At 62.0% G+C, this 16,121-nt stretch carries 17 protein-coding genes; all 17 read right to left on the bottom strand.

Translation table 11 applies throughout. The features are described from left to right. Positions 1–11: 11 nt before the first annotated feature. The gene (locus P5540_02720; GenBank protein ID HRT63716.1) at positions 12–1,031 is read right to left on the bottom strand and encodes an inorganic phosphate transporter; all 1,020 of its coding nucleotides are present in this window, start codon (positions 1,029–1,031) and stop codon (positions 12–14) included. A 4-nt stretch (positions 1,032–1,035) separates the two neighbouring features. Then, positions 1,036–1,662 (bottom strand): DUF47 family protein, encoded by a 627-nt coding sequence (locus tag P5540_02715; GenBank protein HRT63715.1) that lies wholly within the window; start codon positions 1,660–1,662, stop codon positions 1,036–1,038. A gap of 116 nt (positions 1,663–1,778) precedes the next feature. Next, positions 1,779–2,744: a sugar phosphate isomerase/epimerase gene (locus P5540_02710; protein HRT63714.1), complete on the bottom strand. Its 966-nt coding sequence runs from the start codon at positions 2,742–2,744 to the stop codon at positions 1,779–1,781. 73 nt (positions 2,745–2,817) lie between these two features. Next, positions 2,818–4,272 (bottom strand): M48 family metallopeptidase, encoded by a 1,455-nt coding sequence (locus tag P5540_02705; protein ID HRT63713.1) that lies wholly within the window; start codon positions 4,270–4,272, stop codon positions 2,818–2,820. A gap of 40 nt (positions 4,273–4,312) precedes the next feature. Then, complete coding sequence (locus P5540_02700) at positions 4,313–5,110, bottom strand: SDR family oxidoreductase (GenBank protein ID HRT63712.1); 798 nt, start codon at positions 5,108–5,110, stop codon at positions 4,313–4,315. Between the two features lie 2 nt (positions 5,111–5,112). Further along, a complete protein-coding gene (locus P5540_02695; GenBank protein ID HRT63711.1) occupies positions 5,113–5,568 on the bottom strand; it encodes a Zn-ribbon domain-containing OB-fold protein in 456 nt (151 codons plus the stop codon). Further along, positions 5,565–6,074, bottom strand: coding sequence for an OB-fold domain-containing protein (locus tag P5540_02690; protein ID HRT63710.1), 510 nt, complete (start codon positions 6,072–6,074; stop codon positions 5,565–5,567). Before P5540_02690 ends, P5540_02695 begins: the two co-directional genes overlap by 4 nt. After that, positions 6,067–7,260: a thiolase family protein gene (locus P5540_02685; protein HRT63709.1), complete on the bottom strand. Its 1,194-nt coding sequence runs from the start codon at positions 7,258–7,260 to the stop codon at positions 6,067–6,069. The genes P5540_02690 and P5540_02685 overlap by 8 nt, the downstream gene beginning before the upstream one ends. Before the next feature lie 15 nt (positions 7,261–7,275). Then, positions 7,276–8,412 carry a thiolase family protein gene (locus P5540_02680; GenBank protein HRT63708.1) on the bottom strand — a complete coding sequence of 379 codons (1,137 nt, stop codon included), beginning with the start codon at positions 8,410–8,412 and terminating at the stop codon, positions 7,276–7,278. Continuing rightward, complete coding sequence (locus tag P5540_02675) at positions 8,405–9,025, bottom strand: PHP-associated domain-containing protein (GenBank protein ID HRT63707.1); 621 nt, start codon at positions 9,023–9,025, stop codon at positions 8,405–8,407. Before P5540_02675 ends, P5540_02680 begins: the two co-directional genes overlap by 8 nt. A gap of 4 nt (positions 9,026–9,029) precedes the next feature. Next, positions 9,030–9,506, bottom strand: coding sequence for a MaoC/PaaZ C-terminal domain-containing protein (locus tag P5540_02670; protein HRT63706.1), 477 nt, complete (start codon positions 9,504–9,506; stop codon positions 9,030–9,032). A 38-nt stretch (positions 9,507–9,544) separates the two neighbouring features. After that, positions 9,545–10,690 carry an acyl-CoA dehydrogenase family protein gene (locus tag P5540_02665; GenBank protein ID HRT63705.1) on the bottom strand — a complete coding sequence of 382 codons (1,146 nt, stop codon included), beginning with the start codon at positions 10,688–10,690 and terminating at the stop codon, positions 9,545–9,547. A 127-nt stretch (positions 10,691–10,817) separates the two neighbouring features. Further along, on the bottom strand, positions 10,818–13,277 hold the full coding sequence (locus tag P5540_02660; protein ID HRT63704.1) for a penicillin acylase family protein: 2,460 nt from the start codon (positions 13,275–13,277) through the stop codon (positions 10,818–10,820). A gap of 119 nt (positions 13,278–13,396) precedes the next feature. Further along, entirely contained in the window at positions 13,397–13,540 is a 144-nt protein-coding gene (locus P5540_02655) for a hypothetical protein (GenBank protein ID HRT63703.1), read from the bottom strand. 52 nt (positions 13,541–13,592) lie between these two features. Further along, complete coding sequence (locus P5540_02650; GenBank protein ID HRT63702.1) at positions 13,593–14,129, bottom strand: 2-oxoacid:acceptor oxidoreductase family protein; 537 nt, start codon at positions 14,127–14,129, stop codon at positions 13,593–13,595. Continuing rightward, complete coding sequence (locus P5540_02645) at positions 14,119–14,937, bottom strand: thiamine pyrophosphate-dependent enzyme (protein HRT63701.1); 819 nt, start codon at positions 14,935–14,937, stop codon at positions 14,119–14,121. Before P5540_02645 ends, P5540_02650 begins: the two co-directional genes overlap by 11 nt. Beyond that, positions 14,930–16,117 (bottom strand): 3-methyl-2-oxobutanoate dehydrogenase subunit VorB, encoded by a 1,188-nt coding sequence (locus P5540_02640; protein HRT63700.1) that lies wholly within the window; start codon positions 16,115–16,117, stop codon positions 14,930–14,932. Before P5540_02640 ends, P5540_02645 begins: the two co-directional genes overlap by 8 nt. Positions 16,118–16,121 lie beyond the last annotated feature (4 nt).

Genomic DNA, 16,121 nt, shown 5'->3' with positions numbered 1-16,121 from the left:
TACCGCCCCTCTTATCCGTGCAAGGCCCAGAAGATATGGAAACACAGGGCCGCCACGATAGCCGAACAGGGGATTGTCAATACCCACGCCCACACGATACGGGCGGCGATGCCCCATTTGATGGCCGAAAACCGGTTGGTCGATCCAACCCCGATAATGGCGCCGGCGATCGTGTGCGTGGTGGACACCGGAATGCCCAAATGGGTCGCGATGAACAGCGTGGCCGCCCCGGAGGTCTCGGCGCAGAATCCGCCGACGGGCTTGAGCTTGGTGATTTTCATGCCCATGGTCTTTACGATGCGCCACCCGCCCAAGGCCGTGCCGAAGGCCATGGCCGCATGGCAGGACAGGATAATCCACATGGTCTTCCAGTCGGTCATCGAGAGTTGCACGTCCGGGCTGAAATATCCCGCCGCGACCAGGAGCGCGACGATCAGCCCCATCGTTTTCTGCGCATCGTTGCCGCCGTGTCCCAACGAATACAGGGCAGCGGAGAACAATTGTCCCTTCCGGAAGAACGTGTCAATGGTGCTGGGACGCCAGCGGCGAAAGATCCATGCAACGGCAACCATGACGGCAAACGCCAGAACAAACCCCATCAGCGGCGCCAGCGGGATGTATTGAACGGTCAGAAAAACCTTTTCCCAGCGGATGACATCAATGCCCTGATGCGCGATGCCCGCCCCGACAAATCCACCGATGAGCGCATGGGAGGAACTGGTCGGCAAGCCCCACCACCACGTCAATAGATCCCAGACTATCGCCCCCACCAGCCCCGCCAGCACCACATAGACATAGGCCGAATCCATCGAGTCAATCACGACGATTTTGGATACCGTGTCCGCGACGCGCGGGGCAAACACGAACATCGCCACGAAATTGAAAAATGCCGCCCAGAGCACCGCCGTGCGCGGACTAAGCACCCGCGTCGAAACGACCGTTGCGATCGAATTGGCGGCATCGTGAAAGCCGTTGATAATGTCGAAAAGCAGGGCCACGACGACCGTCAGGATGACAATGGAGATCAGCATGGGATCAGGATGCCTCTATCACGATCTTTTCGATGATGTTGGCCACTTCCTCGCACCGGTCGGTGGCTTTTTCAAGGCGCTCGAAAATCTCCTTCCATTTGATGATCAGCACGGCGTTGCTTTCTTCCTTGAAAAGGCGCGTCAACGCCGCGCGCAGGATGGCGTCCCCCTCGTTTTCAAGCTGATGGATTTCGATCAGCCGCGACTTGATGGACTCGGTTTCCTTGAGGCTCCGTAGTCCCATCAGCGCGACTTCGATCGCGCGCGCCGCCTTGACCAGCACCCCGGCCAGTTGCCGGGCCTCGGTTCGCACTTCGGCCAGTTCATATAGGGCCATGCGCGAGGTGGTCGCATCCACGGAATCCACCACGTCGTCGAGGCGCTTGATGAGTTGATGGATGTCCACCCGATCGATCGGCGTGATGAAAGTGCGATTCAGCGCATCCACGCATTCGTGCGTCACGTCGTCGGCCTGGTGCTCGATGTCCTTGATGCGCGCGGCCTGTGTCGTCTGATCCACTTGGCTTTCCGCAAGCGCGCGAAACGCTTCGCAGGCCTCGATGGTCAGGCGCGCATGCTTTTCGAAGTAGTCGAAGAAACAGATCTCGCGAGGCAATAGATTTCTAAACACGTTTTGATTCCTTAATCCGGTTCCAACGATGTTACTCGCACGTGGATCCAACACCCCGTTACAGCGTCGGCATTATACCAAACCGCCTTCCCCAAATGCCATGCGCCCGCACGGCATCAACAAAACATTTCCAGGAATCGCGCGCCCCGGATAAAGCCCTGCTCGCGACTGAAGGTGCTGTCCTCGTGCTCGATGCTGATGACGCCCTCGTAATGGTTCATGCGCAGATGGCCGATATACTCTCCCCAATTGATGTTGCCGAATCCGGGAACGGCATACCGCCACCAGCCCCGCGCATACACGCCCATGTGCGCGCGCGCCTCGGCGTCCACCAGCGTGTCCTTGCCATGCGAGTGGAAAATGCGGTCCGCGAACATCGTGACCGGCTTGAGGTGGTTGCATTGCTGGTGCACGAGATGCGACGGATCGTAATTCAGCCCGAAATTCGGTTCCTTGAACGTCTCGAAGAGGCATTCGAAGGTGTCAATGCCCTGCAGGCAGGTCTCGAAATAGTTTTCAACGGCGATTTTGATGTTTTTCTCCGCGGCATAGGCGATGATGGGACCGTGAATTTTGGGAAGCACCTTTCGGATGGTGTTGATTTTGGTCATCCGGGGCGCGGCGGACCCCGTCTGCATGCAGACAACCGGCACGCCCAACAGGGCCGCCGCGTCAATTATCTTTCTTGCGATTGTCTGCACTTCCTCCGTTTTTCCGGCTTCCGTCGCGTCCATGTAATTCGCCAACGCGGTGATTTCAAGCCCGCCGCGATCGTCGAGCATCTTCTTGATAGCGTCCGCGCGCGCCGGATCGAAATTCATCGGGTCCAGATGGGGACTTCCCGGTTCGGCAACGACTTCGAGGCAGTGAATGCCCGCCTGCCTCGCGAAATCCAACACGACTTCGAGGGGTTCGCCGCCAAACGGCGCCGTAAGCATTCCGACCCGAATACCCTGCGGTTTCGCGGCACGCGCTTCGCCTTCCACCGCGGCAAAGGCCATGCCGGCCGCCTCGTTGGCGGTGGCCATGCCCACCGCGCCCGCCGTGGCGCCCAAAAATCCCCGCCGTGACAACGCATCCATTGCAACTCCTCCTCGTTTTTCTTTTCTGGATTCGACGGCAAGAGCCCAAGGCGGCCTGGCCGTAATGTTTCAATCAGGGGCCGGTGATCTGGATCGTCCGGCCGCAGGACGGACAGGCCATGGCCGGCGCTTCCAGATTGGGCGAAATCTGGACGGGCTGGCCGCAGGCGCATTTGATGGTCGCCCACGACCGGGCGGCGGGACGCGCCACACGCAGGGGAGCGCCCGCGCGAACGTCAGGCGCCTGTCCAGAGCCGCCCAGTTCGGAAAGCATGTCGCCGGCCTGTGCGGCAACGGCTGTTTCAGCGTTCGGAACGGCCAGGGTACGGCCGCAGCGGGGACATGCGACGCTGTCCTGCCGGAATTCAGGCGGCAGTTTGACCTTCAAGCCGCAAACACAGGGCAAAAAGACGAACTGGTTGACCTTGCGAAGCAGATCGCCCGCCTCGCGCATGCGTGTGCGCGCGTCGCGCGCATCGCCGCCGTTCTCGCGCGTGGGAACGGTCTTATCGTCCCGAAGCACCGAAACGGGCATCACGCCGCGCCGTCCGCCATGGGCCGCGCGCCAAGCGGCGTCGTACGCTTGGAACGAGACATTGCCGCCCATCGCCCGCAACACCCGGATACGGTCTTCGATGGGCGGATGGGTGCTGGCAAGGCCGAAAAACGAACGCGAGGCCTTGTCGAATGGGTTCGCGATGAACATCGGCGCGGTGGCTTTGTTTGCCGCGGCCAGCGGCACGCTATCCACCGCGATGGCCTGCAAGGCCGAGGCGAGGCCTTCCGGATAGCGCGTGAGAACCGCCGCATTGGCGTCAGCCAGATATTCGCGCTTGCGCGACACGGCAAAATAGATCAACTGCGCGATCAACGGCGCAAGAACAGCCAGCACGACGGCGACGACGATCATGATGGCCGCCCCGCCTCCCCCGTTCCGGTTTGATCGGCCGTAGCGGCGGCTGCGCGTGCCGGCCCGCATCAGGCCGCGTAAAAACAGGTCCGAAATCATCACGATCGAGCCCAGCATGACGCCCGTCATCGTCATGAACAGGACGTCGCGATTGAGAATGTGCGACATTTCGTGCGCAATCACGCCCTGGAGTTCGTCGCGGTTGAGTTTGCCGAGCAGGCCCGCCGTCACGGCGACCGCCGCGCGGTCCGGATCGCGGCCCGCTGCGAACGCGTTCAGCGCCATGTCGTTCATGATAAAGACCCGCGGGGTCTTGGCCATACCCGAAGCAATCTGCATTTCCTCGACGATGTTGAAGAGTTGAGGGTGATCGCTTTTCTGGATTTCACGCGCGCCGCTTACGGCAAGCAGGACGTTGTCGCCCTGAAAATAGGCCACCAACGACATGACCACCCACACGCCCGCCGCAAACACAAGGCCCAACACGCCCGCGCCGGGCGTCACCGCCTCGCCTATCGCGAACCCCAGCGCCAGCAGCAACACGGCCATCAGACCCACCAATACGGCGGACTTTCGCCGGTTCGATCGAATCTGTTCCCACATGCGCACATCGTACACTCGGAAGGGAATCCGTGCAAACCGGCGGACACGGGCACGGTTATTTCTTCGACTGCCAGCGTTTGCGGGCAAGCGCCCAGACCAGAAGCCTTCCCAGCGGGCTTCTTTGAAATTTCATCAGCAACCGGTATTTCCATCCGGGAACAAACACGACCCGGCCGGTTTTCAACCCATCCAGCGACTCCCGGGCCACGTCCGCGGCGGACATCCACATGCCGGCGGATACATCCGTCCGCTTGAACTGCGCGAATTCCGGGGTGTCGTGGAACTCGGTGTAGGTGAATCCCGGGCATAACGCCTGGACGCGAACGCCCGTACCGGCCAGTTCCTTCGCGAGCGCCTCCGAAAAGGTGATGAGGCACATCTTGGTCGCGCAATAGGTCACGGCGTTGGGCATGGCCAGATACGCCGAAAGCGACGAAACATTGATGATGCCGCCTTGCCGGCGGGCAATCATCCCGGGAAGCGCCGCGTGGGCGAGCAGCAGGCCGGCCGTCACATGAACCTGGATCATGTCCTGATGCTTCCGCCATTCAACATCGGAAAAAAAGCCCGTGGTGCCGAATCCGGCATTGTTGATCAGCAGATCAAGGGATGGGGTGTCTTCAATGCGTTTTACGATCCGCCCGACGTCCTCCGGCTTGGCAAGATCGGCGGGCAGAATATCCGCCGCGACGGATCCCATGCCCCGGCATTCGTCGGCCAATGCGGCCAGACGGTCCTCGCGCCGCGCAACCAGAATCAGATCGTATCCGCGGGCGGCCAATTCCCGGGCAAAGGCCGCGCCGATGCCGCTCGACGCACCGGTGATAAGCGCTGTGTGTCGTTCGCCCGCCATGACTATTCCTCTTCAAAATGTGAAATAGCGAGAATCGTGTCCCTGGGTTTTTCGGAAAAGACGGCCCGGACACGCATGCCGATCCGGGCGTTCCGCGCGTCCCCGCATTCGAGGATGTGCGCGATCGGCGTATCGGCGCCATCGAGTTTGATCAAGGCCAGGACGTAAGGCGGCTCCTTGGGCTGATAGGGTTCCGCATAGCGGATTACGGTGAAACCGGTCAACACGCCGGACGAACCAACCTCGACCCAATGATCCGTCAGGGACGAAAAACACCGCTCGCAGGATTGTCGCGGCGGCACGAATGTCTTCCGACATTTTTCGCAACGGACACCGAGAATCCGTTTATCGTCTCGAAGGGCAACGATAAATTGGCTGCCGATTGCCCCCGCATAATACTGATAAGGCAGGGCCATCTTGCCCTCGATGACAAATGCGCACTCTTTTTCTTCCTTCATCGCGCATCCCCTCCTTCAATCGGTTCGTCCGGAATAATCTCAAAGTGCCTGATGTCTTCCGTGGCGCCGCGGCGATCGTCGGCAAACACGACACGGACGCGGACACCTCGGCGCACCTTGGTCAAGTCGTCCACGTCGAGCAGGTGCCAGAACGGGGCATCGCCCTGTGTCCCGTCGAGATCCACCCAGCACAAGACGTAGGGGACTTGGCGCGTCTCGCCGGTCAACGGGTCCGGACTGGCGTAATAGATGACATCGAAATCGCGAATCGTGCCTACGGGCGGGAGTTCGTCCCATCCGGTGGCCTCGACGTGGCAAATGGCGCAGACCTCGCGCGGCGGCAACTGATGACGCCCGCACTTGGGACATTTGTTGGCCATGATGCGCTTGTTGTCGCGCAATTCCGCCAGAAAACGGCCCATGACCGGTCCCGTCGAAAAATGCTGGGGAATGGACAGGATTTGCCGCGACACAATCAGTTCCCGGCCTTCTTTTTCTTTACCCATGAGTTTCGGCTCCCTGTTCGGGCTTCTCTTTCGACAACAGCATCAACACCGTCCACAATGAACCGCCAAAACCGGAGGCCAGCGCGCGGCGGACCGGTTTCGCCACTTGGTGATCGCCGGCCGTTCCCCGGATTTGCATGGCGGCCTCGGCGACGCGGACCAGCGCCGTCGCGCCGATCGGATTGCTGGCAATCACGCCGCCGGACGGATTGACCGGAAACGCCCCGTCAATCGCGATCTCGTCATTCTCGACCATTTTGATGGCTTCGTCTCCCGACAGGAGCAGAAAATCGCGGAGCCAGTCGAGTCCCCACCACGCCGAGGGATCGTACATTTCGAGCACGTCAATTTCCTGCCGGGGATTCGATATGCCGGTCCGTTTGAATAGCCGCTCCGCGGCGACCCGCTGCGTGTTTTTCTGCGATCCGAAGATCATCGTTTCCTCGCGATGCACCGTTTCGTGATCCACAATCCATGCCGGATTCGCCTTCCATTGCCGCACCTTTTCCTCCGAGGCGAAGACGACGGCGCACGCGCCGTCGCTCTGCGAGCACATGTGGATCATCCGGAGTTCACCCGCCAGCGGCGGCGAATTCTCGGCCGTTTCCTTGATGTACCGGCGTTCGAGCCGCAGCCGGCGATGGGCCTTTGGGTTCCGCATGGCGTGTTCATCCATGATCGTCCGGTATTTCATCGCGGCCCATCGCGCCCGCTCCACGCCGAATTCATCAATAATCTTTTGCGCGCCCGTTCCGGTAAGCGCGCCGGTCTGAAGGCTCCGGCCCCAGAGCGGGTCCGCCATGTTGGTGATGCCGCCGGTGGTATGGCCTTCCTGGAGTTTCTCGAAGCCGATGGCCAGCACGGCGTCGTGCAGTCCCGACGCGACCAGATTGTCCGCCGCGCAGGCGAGGGTGGCGCCGGTGGTTCCGCCCGTGGTGAGGCGAATCCCCGATTTACCCCAGACCCCGTCGCCGATCACGTGCCACATGTCCGGCTGATGGACCATCTCGAACAATTCCATGTTGCCGTGCAGAACGCAGTCTATGTCGTCCAGCATGACGCCCGCGTCTTGTAGCGCCTCGACGACCGCCTCATGAATCATTTCGGGCTGGTTGACTTCCTCGCGGTGGCTCGAAAACCGCGACATGCCGCTGCCGATGATGGCGACGTTTCTATTTTTGGTCATTGTGCGGGCGACTCCCTAACTTTCCAATACCACGACCGTCTGAAGTTGTCCTGCCGGACCGGTGGCGCCTTGGGCGACGGCGCGCCTGGCTTCGGCCACCTGCCGTTCGCCAGCCTCGCCGCGCAGTTGAATGACGGCCTCGGCCACGCGGGCCAGCCCGCCCAGCATCAAGGGATTTCCGGCGAGCATGCCACCGGAACGGTTGACGTTTTGCCGGTCCGGCCCCTCGCTTTCAAGCCATTCGCGGCCCGATTTGCACAAACCGAGCCCTTCGGCATATTGCGGCAATTGATGGGCGTATTGATCGGCAATCTCGGCCACGTCGAACGCCTTTTCCGGATTGGCCACGCCCGCCATCGCATAGGCGCGTTTCGCGGCGCATTCGAGGGCGAAATTCCCGCCCAAGTCCCGTTCGCCCAGGAAAAAACTGTCGTAACAGTTGCCAAGGCCCGCAATCCACACCGGCGTGTTGGTTATCTGCCGGGCACGTTGTTCGTTGGCCAGGATCATCGCGATGGCTCCGTCGGACACGGGATACATGAAATCGCGGCGGATGGGATCGGCGACCATCGGGGACGCCAGAATGTCCTCGCGCTTCGCCGGCGCCGTTAGTTGGGCCACGGGATTCAGGGAGGCCCAGCGCCGCGATCGCGCCACCACATCCGCCAACTGGATTTCCGTCACGCCGGACCGCGCCATGTAGGCCTGGGCTTGCAACGCCGCCGCGGCGAGATAGTCGAGCCCGACCGGGCGCGTGTAAAAGGGGTCGAAGGCCAAGTGCGTAACCATGTTCCGGCTGGCCGCCTGGGATTCCTTGCAGTGCCCGGCCAGCAGCACGATCTCGTGATGCCCGGAGAGAATCTGCGCGGCCGCGTAATACACGCCCTGCGCGCCGTCCGCCGCGACCTTTTCCTCCGCGCCGTAATGCGCGCCCACCACATCGGTGATGCCCCCGTTGGAAATGGTCCGCGCGTCGAACACATCGTCCGAAACGGTCACGGCGCCGTCAATGCCGCCCTTGCCGAAACCGAGTCCCGTCTGCTCGCGAACACCCTTGACAACTTCCCACAGCAGGCCCTGCATTCGCAGGTTCCATTTGTTGGCTTCGAACTTCGTCTGCGCCACCGCGCAAATCGCCACACGACTAGCCACTGGCAACACCTCCCCGGTTGGACCATGCCGCCCGATGCGCCGTTCCATTATAGCAGACCCGCGCCCGGCCATTCCTGATGGCCCGAATGACGGCATCCTTGTTTTTGGCGCACGCCACCTCGATCCACGCACGGCCGCACCCTTCCCGCGTATGGGAGTCGTCCGACGCGACTTTGGGATACGGCAGGGCCTCCACATCGTATTCGGCCGTGTAGAAGCCCTGAAGCGTAACCTCGACCGCGTCTATCCGGATCGTCCGTTCGACCTCGTGGATGCGCTCCAGAACCTGATTGATGGCGAGGGCATATTCCGCGGGATGATTGAACACATGCAGCGTTTCGGAATCGCCCTCGATTCGGTTGACGTGGAGATATCCGCGCGCGAAGATCGTCTGTTCGACCCCGCGAAAGACCAGCATGCCCTCGAATTCATCCGGTATGCGGTCATACGCGCCGGGACGCAACAGAAAATCGTGGTCGGTAAGGGCGACGAAATCGAAACGCAGATCCCGGTAGACCCGCAACGCCTCCTCCGGAGAAAGCGCCCCGTCGGAACACGTGGTATGTACGTGGAGCGCGCCCTTGAGCGGCGTCATGACCGAAGCGCTTTCCACGCGGCTACTCCGAATCCGGCGGCGCCGCATGCCGCATCAGGTACATGGTCTTCCATTGGCCTTCCTGGCAGACGTCGCCGTTCTGGTTGACGACCTTGACGTCGTACACGACGACACCCAGGCCGGGTTTCTTGGTGGCGCGCTTTTCCGAAACGGTCTGCACTGCGTGAATGGTATCGCCGATAAACAGGGGAAGGCGGAAATCCCAGGTCAATCCGAGAAACGCGACGAATTTGTGCATTGGCACGTCCGGAAGGCGGGTCACGAGACCGGAAGCGATGGAAAGGCCCAAGAGCCCGTGGGCGATGCGCTGGCCGAACGGCGTTGTCCGGGCGAATTCGGCGTCCATGTGCAGTCCGTGGAAATCCCCGGAAATACCGGCGAAGTTGACAATGTCCGCCTCGGTCACCGTGCGCGCGGGCGAACGGGTCTCCTGTCCCACTTCAAGGTCTTCAAAGTAGATGGCGTCCTGCGCGTCCATGTCGTCGAACCTTTCTCCGTTTTCGTTTTCGCGAGCCTTCAGTTGCGGCCCAGAATTTCCTTCGCGATGATCAGCCGCTGAATTTCCGAGGTTCCGCCGCCGATCGTGCCCATTCGGACATCCCGCAGGATCCGCTCGACCTCGTATTCCTGCATATAGCCATAGCCGCCGAGAATCTGCACGGCATCGGAGGCAACGCGCACCGCCATTTCCGAACCGAACAGTTTCGCATGCGACGCCTCAAGGGAACATCGCACGCCCTGATCGCATAACGAGGCCGCCTTGTGGGCCAACAGGCGCGCGGCCTCGATTTCCATGCTCATATTCGCCAGTTTTTCGGTAATCATCTCGAACATGGCGAGCGGCTGGCCGAATTGCCGCCGTTCCATCGCGTACGCAAGCGCGCGCTCGAACGCCGCGCGGGCCCCGCCCACCGCCATCGCGGCGCCCACCGTCCGCTCCACGTCGAGTCCCCCCAGAAGAATCCCCAAGGCCCGGTTTTCGCCCCGCACGAGGTTTTCGGCGGGCACGCGGCAATGGTCGAAAAAAATCTCCGCCGTGGGCGATCCGTGCATGCCCATTTTCCGCAAAGGTTGTCCTATCGAGAAGCCCGGAAAACCGCGTTCGACGATAAACTGGCTGATCCCGCCCGGCCCCGCCTGCTTGTCAGTCCGCACGTATACAAGGAACGTGTCCGCCACCGGCGCATTGGTGATAAAGGTCTTGCTGCCGTTTATCACGTACTCGCCGCCGGATCGCTCCGCGAAAGTCGTGATGGACAGGACATCCGAACCGGCATTCGGCTCCGTCATCGCAATCGCGCCCAGTTTGGCCCCCGTCGCCAGATCCGGCAGATACTTCTGCTTTTGTGCATCGGATCCGTTGCACGAAAGATTGTGGGCGCACAAAACCGAATGCGCGAGATACGACAACGAGGTCGAGGCGCACGCCCAGGCAATTTCCTCCATCGCGACGCAAAAAGTCAGCACGCCCTGGCCCACGCCGCCGTACTCCTCCGGTATCAGCAGACCCAGGAGACCCAACTCCCCCATCTTCCGAAACGTCTCGACGGGAAAGCGCGATTCTCGGTCAATTTCGGCGGCCAGCGGCGCGATTTCGTTCCGCGCGAACTTGCGCACCATCTCCTGAATTTCCAGTTGATCTTCCGAGAGACGAAAGTCCATGCCTGTTGTTCTTTCATCATGGCCGGAAACCGGCTTCACATCGCGCCCGGCGGCCTCAACGGGGCAAAAACCACTTTATCATGCGATTGGCGGCCGTTCAATAAAGTAATTCTGGGGCGATGTTTTGTTACCGGGGCGGGGCCAGCGTCAGGGTGTGCATGGTTTCGGCTTTGACGCGGTCGAAGGACCAAAGCATGGGGCGGTGCTTGACGGCCGCCCATAACTCGATCTGGTCGCCGTAGTTCTTGCTGGCGGGATGGCCGCTTTGGCCGGGGGCCAGCGAAATCCGGCCGTTGTCCCAATCGCCCACGTCGAGAATCATGCGCATGGCGGGGGCCCATTTCACGGCGAACGTGTCGTTTTCCTCCACCCATTCGGCCGCGTTGATGGTTTCCATCGTGCCGGGCAGTCCGACCGGGCCGCGATTGACGAGCCACGCGATCGCGCCGATGCCGCCGATGCCGAGGGGAAAGTTGACGAATCGGACGGTGTGATGTTTCCCCCACCGCCAATTGGCGCGAAGGGGTCCGAAACGCCGCACGGCCTCGTCGCGGGCATCCCGCAAGGAACGGGCCAGGATGTCGTCGCGCGTCTCGGCCACGTCCGGTGTCGTTTGATCGTCCCACCAGGCATTGGCCGGGTCGGCCAGCAGCAGCCGGACGGCGTACATGACGGCGTCGTTGGGTTGCGGCGGCGGCGCCTCGTCCGCGTAAATGCCGTCCGTCAGATGTTTCCAGAAAAGCGCGTACAGCGTGGCCTGCGGACTGTCCGCCGTGAAACGGCGATCCCAGCGCGCGAGCCAATCGCGGTCGCATCGAAGCGCGGCGTCGTCCAACCGCAACGAAACGAGGCAGGGCATCACTTCATCGGCGCTGATCCATTTCACGTCGGCCTGCATGCGGCTGAACGCGTCGAGATCGTACGGCGCGCGGCCTTCGAGCAGTTGCCGGATGCGTTCGGCCCGGTACCCGTAATAGGCCGTCGGCTGAAAGCAGACATTGATATCCGGGCCGAACACGGGCGCCAGTTTCGCCTTCAGCCGCGCGAAATAATCGGGATGCGCAACGGCCTGATTCGCGTGAACGATGATCCCGTCTTGCGGATCGATCGCGTGCGGCAGGTCTTCATACGGCACATAGCCCTTCCACAGGGCTTCCTCGGTCCAGCCCGGCGCCGGAACCATTCCGCTTTGATCCGCCGGACGGACCGGCGCCTTGCCCGCGAGTTGATAGCCGATATGACCGGCCACGTCCGCGTAACTGAAATGGCACGGCGGCGCGTCCCAGAACGCCAGCGCGGCGCGAAACTCGTCCCAATTCGACGCGCGCGCCAAACGGTACAGGGCGTTGCCGAGTCCGCCCGGCTCAAGCCCCGCCCAGCGCAAGGCAAGCGGTTTCGCGTTCGGTCGCAGGGAAAATCCGGCCTCGTCCGACGCAAACTCGTCGTTGACGACCGGCCCGTGGATCGTTTCGCGAATTTGGAAGGTGGCGGGATCCTGCCCGGCGACATGAAAAGTCTCTTCCCGCACGGAAAACGCGGCCCAGCCGCCGTTCCATTGATACGCCTCGAGCGGTTTCCCCGGATGCGGCGCGATGCGGTACGTATCCCATGCGTCAACACCTTTGCCGAGGGTGATGCCCCACGCGATATGCGCGTTGTGCCCGATGACCACCCCCGGCTGCGGCGCAAAGGCGACGCCGGCGAGATCGATCGGGGCTTCGTCCGCGCCGCCCGCGCTATGCAGCGCGATTTCGTAGTAAAAAGACGGCGTCATGACGCCGAGGTGCGGATCGTTTTCGAGAATGGGACGGCCTGTCTTCGACAAGGCCCCGCCGACAACCCAGCTGTTGCTCCCGATGGGCGGACGCAGCAACGCGTCGAACAAACCGCCGGTTTCGAGCCGCTTGCCGCCGGGACCCAGAATGGCCGGTTTGACGCCGTGGGGCCAAGGCGGCGACCAGTACAGGGCGCGCGCGAAACCGACGCGATCAATCACTTCCTGAAAAGCGCTTTCGCCCGCCATGGGCATGCCTTGCTGCATCTGGACAATTTTGCCGAACACGAGCGAGTCGGCGGGCGACCATGGCTCGACGGAAATCTCCGTGCCGGCCAGTTGCAACACGGCATATTCCATCGCCAGTTCGTCCGGTTCCTTGCCTTCGAGATACGCGTTCACGCCTTCGACGAAAGACTCCAGCATCTCGCGCGCGCCGGGTTCGAGAAGCGCGATTTCCCGCGCCGCGGTATCGTGGAGACGCAGCGTGCGAAAGTAGACATCGTCGGCCAGTCCCGCTTCGCCGATCAGTTCGGACAGGGAACCGCGACCCACGTGCCGGAAAAACTGCATCTGCCACCAGCGGTCCTGCGCCTGCGTGTAGCCTTGCGCGAAAAACAAGTCATGGGCATTTTCCGCATAAATGTGCGGCACGCCCCACGTGTCGCGGAGAATAGTGACCGGCGCGACAAGACCGGGCACAATCAACGTCCCGTCGTGACGCGGCAACGGGCGAGCCGCCAGCCCGCCAAGGGAACAGGCGCCCAACGTCGCCGTGCACACGGCCAGCGCCAACGCCAAACGCCTATCCATGCCCGCAATCCTCCCATCCGCGACTGTACGAAACGGTCATAAACTGCCGAAACTATAACCGACACAGGGCTTGTGTTCCATCCCCCGGCAGTCCAAATGAACTTCCTCTCATTATAATTTCAATGCACCATTTCCGCATGTTCTTCATCCAGCCCCAGCGACTCCACGTCTCCCGCGCTGGGCGTTATGTCGCCCCACCAGTAGTCGAAGGCGTAATCTTCCGCGGGCGCGGCGGTGAGGGTGATTTCATGGTAGTCGCACATGGGATTCGTTGCACCTGCATCTTCGCAGGTTTGGGCGTAGGTAATTCCGGGATTAATAATCGAGACCGGCGCGGAGGGCGGCGAGGTTTTTTTCGACCATGGCGGCGCGACGTCCGGCGGCGCCTTCGCGGAAGATGGCCTCGATGGTGGAGACTTTCACGACGGGTTCGGCTTTGAGGAAGGCGCCGAGGGCGACGATGTTGGCGGAGCGTTCGGTTCCCACCGTGTCCTTGGAGATTTGCGTGGCGGGAATCCAGACCACGCGGACATCGTCGCGCGCAAGCACGGCCGGATCAATGATGCTGGCGTTGGCGACGATGAGCCCACCGGGTTTGACGACGGGCTGGAATTTTTCGAGGGATGGCTGGTTCATCATGACAGCCGCGTCGGGTTGGTCGAGCGCCATCGAGCCGATTTCGTCGTCCGAGACGATGACGACACAGTTGGCGGTGCCGCCGCGCATGGCCGCACCGTAGGTGGGCAGAAACGTGGCGTTTCGGCCTTCGCGCAGCGCGGCGTCGGCAAGCAGATTGCCCATGTAGAGGATGCCTTGTCCGCCGAATCCCGCCGTCGTGAACTCAAATAGCATGGCAGGTCTCCTGGCCGGCGCCGTTTCCGCCCGGTTCCGGTTCCGGCATGGGCTTCTGCGGCGTGTCCACGGTCACATCCTTGAACAGTCCAAGCGGGAAAACCTTGCACATTTCGGTTTCGACCCATTTCTGGGACTGCTGCGGGGTCACGCGGAGATTGGTAGGGCAGGCGGAGAGGACTTCGACGAACCCAAAGCCGTTGTATTTGATCTGAATCTCGAAGGCGTGGAAGATGGCCTTCCGCGCGCGGCGGATCTGCTTGGGGTCGAAGAGCGCGACGCGTTCGGCGTACAGGACGCCGTCGAGGGTGGCCATCATCTCGGCCATGCGCAAGGGGTGGCCCTCGTTGTCCACGCTGCGGCCCGCCGGAGTCGTCGTGGTGCGCTGGCCGAGTAGCGTGGTCGGGGCCATCTGGCCGCCTGTCATGCCGTAGACGGCGTTGTTGACGTAGATGACGGTGATGCCTTCGCCGCGATTGGCCGCGTGCATGGTTTCGCACAGGCCGATGCTGGCGAGGTCGCCGTCGCCCTGATAGGTGAACACGAACAAGTCGGGGCGCGCGCGCTTGATCCCCGTGCCGACGGCCAGCGCGCGGCCGTGCGCCGCCTCGATCGAGTCCACGTCGAAATACTTGTAGAGCATCACGCTGCATCCGGCCGGGGCGACGGCGACGGCTTTTTCGCCGACGTTGAAATGCTCGATGGCCTCGGCCACCAAGCGGTGCGCCGTTCCGTGCGTGCATCCCGCGCAGTAATGAGTCGCCGCATCGCGCAGATACCGGGGACGCTTGAAAACGACCTTACTCATCGCCGGCTTCTCCAATGCCCACGGGGCTTGTTTCGCGCGGTTTCAACTCGCCTTCGCGCCACCAGATATAGTGCCTGGCCGCGGCGCCGACCTTGTCCGCCCATTCTTCCCCCTTGTCCGTTCCTTTTCCCTGAAGATGGGCGAGGATGGCGCGGGGACTGGGAATGCCGCCGGCGGGACGTCCATAGAACTCCACCTGCACGCTCGGATCGAGCGCCGCGCGGACGTCGTCCACCATCTGGCCGAGATTCATTTCGACCACAAGGATGCGCTTCACGCGTTGCGCAATCGCGCGCAAACCGTCCGCCGGGAACGGCCACAAGGTAATCGGGCGGAAGAGTCCCACGCGAAGCCCGGACTCCCGCGCCCGTTGGGCCGCCGAAAGCGAAATCCGCGCCGCTGTGCCGAACGCCACGATGACCGTGTCGGCGTCGTCCGTCCAATGCGTCTCGAAACGCGGCTCCTCCGCCTCCATCTTGCGGTATTTCTCGCGCAACACGTAGTTCAGCAGTTCCTGATCGTCGCCTTCGAGATACATGCTGCGGATATTACGCGCGGGGCGCCCCTTGGCGCCGTCCACAATGTAATTTTTTTCATAGGTGATAACCGGGCCGGGTGGCGTCATCACCACGCCTTCCATCATCTGGCCCAGCACGGCGTCGGGAAGAATCATGACGGGGTTGCGGTATTTTTCGGCGAGTTCAAACGCGAGGAAGGGCATGTCGTACATTTCCTGCACCGTCCACGGCGCAAGCACTATCGTGCGGTAATCGCCGTGTCCGCCGCCGCGCGTTGATTGCAGGTAGTCGCCCTGCGTCGTCTTGATGCCGCCGAGGCCGGGGCCGGAACGCTGAACATTCACGATGACGGCCGGCAACTGGCTGCCCGCGAGGAACGAAATGCCTTCCTGCATGAGCGAGATACCCGGACTGGAGGAACTCGTCATGGCGCGCACGCCGGCGGCCACCGCACCGTAGACCATGTTGATGCTGGCGACCTCGCTTTCGGCCTGCAGAAACGTGCCGCCGACTTCCGGCAGGCGCTTGGACAAATATTCCGGCACTTCGTTCTGCGGCGTGATGGGATATCCGAAATAGCACCGGCATCCCGCCTGCACGGCCCCTTCGGCCATGGCCACATTGCCCTTCTGAAGAACGCGTTTACCTGGACGATCGGCCACGAGC

This window comes from Candidatus Hydrogenedentota bacterium (assembly GCA_035450225.1).
In the GTDB taxonomy this organism is placed as follows: Bacteria; Hydrogenedentota; Hydrogenedentia; order Hydrogenedentales; family SLHB01; genus DSVR01.
Note: the sequence above shows the minus strand (reverse complement) of the source record. Positions and strands in the feature narration are given on the sequence as shown.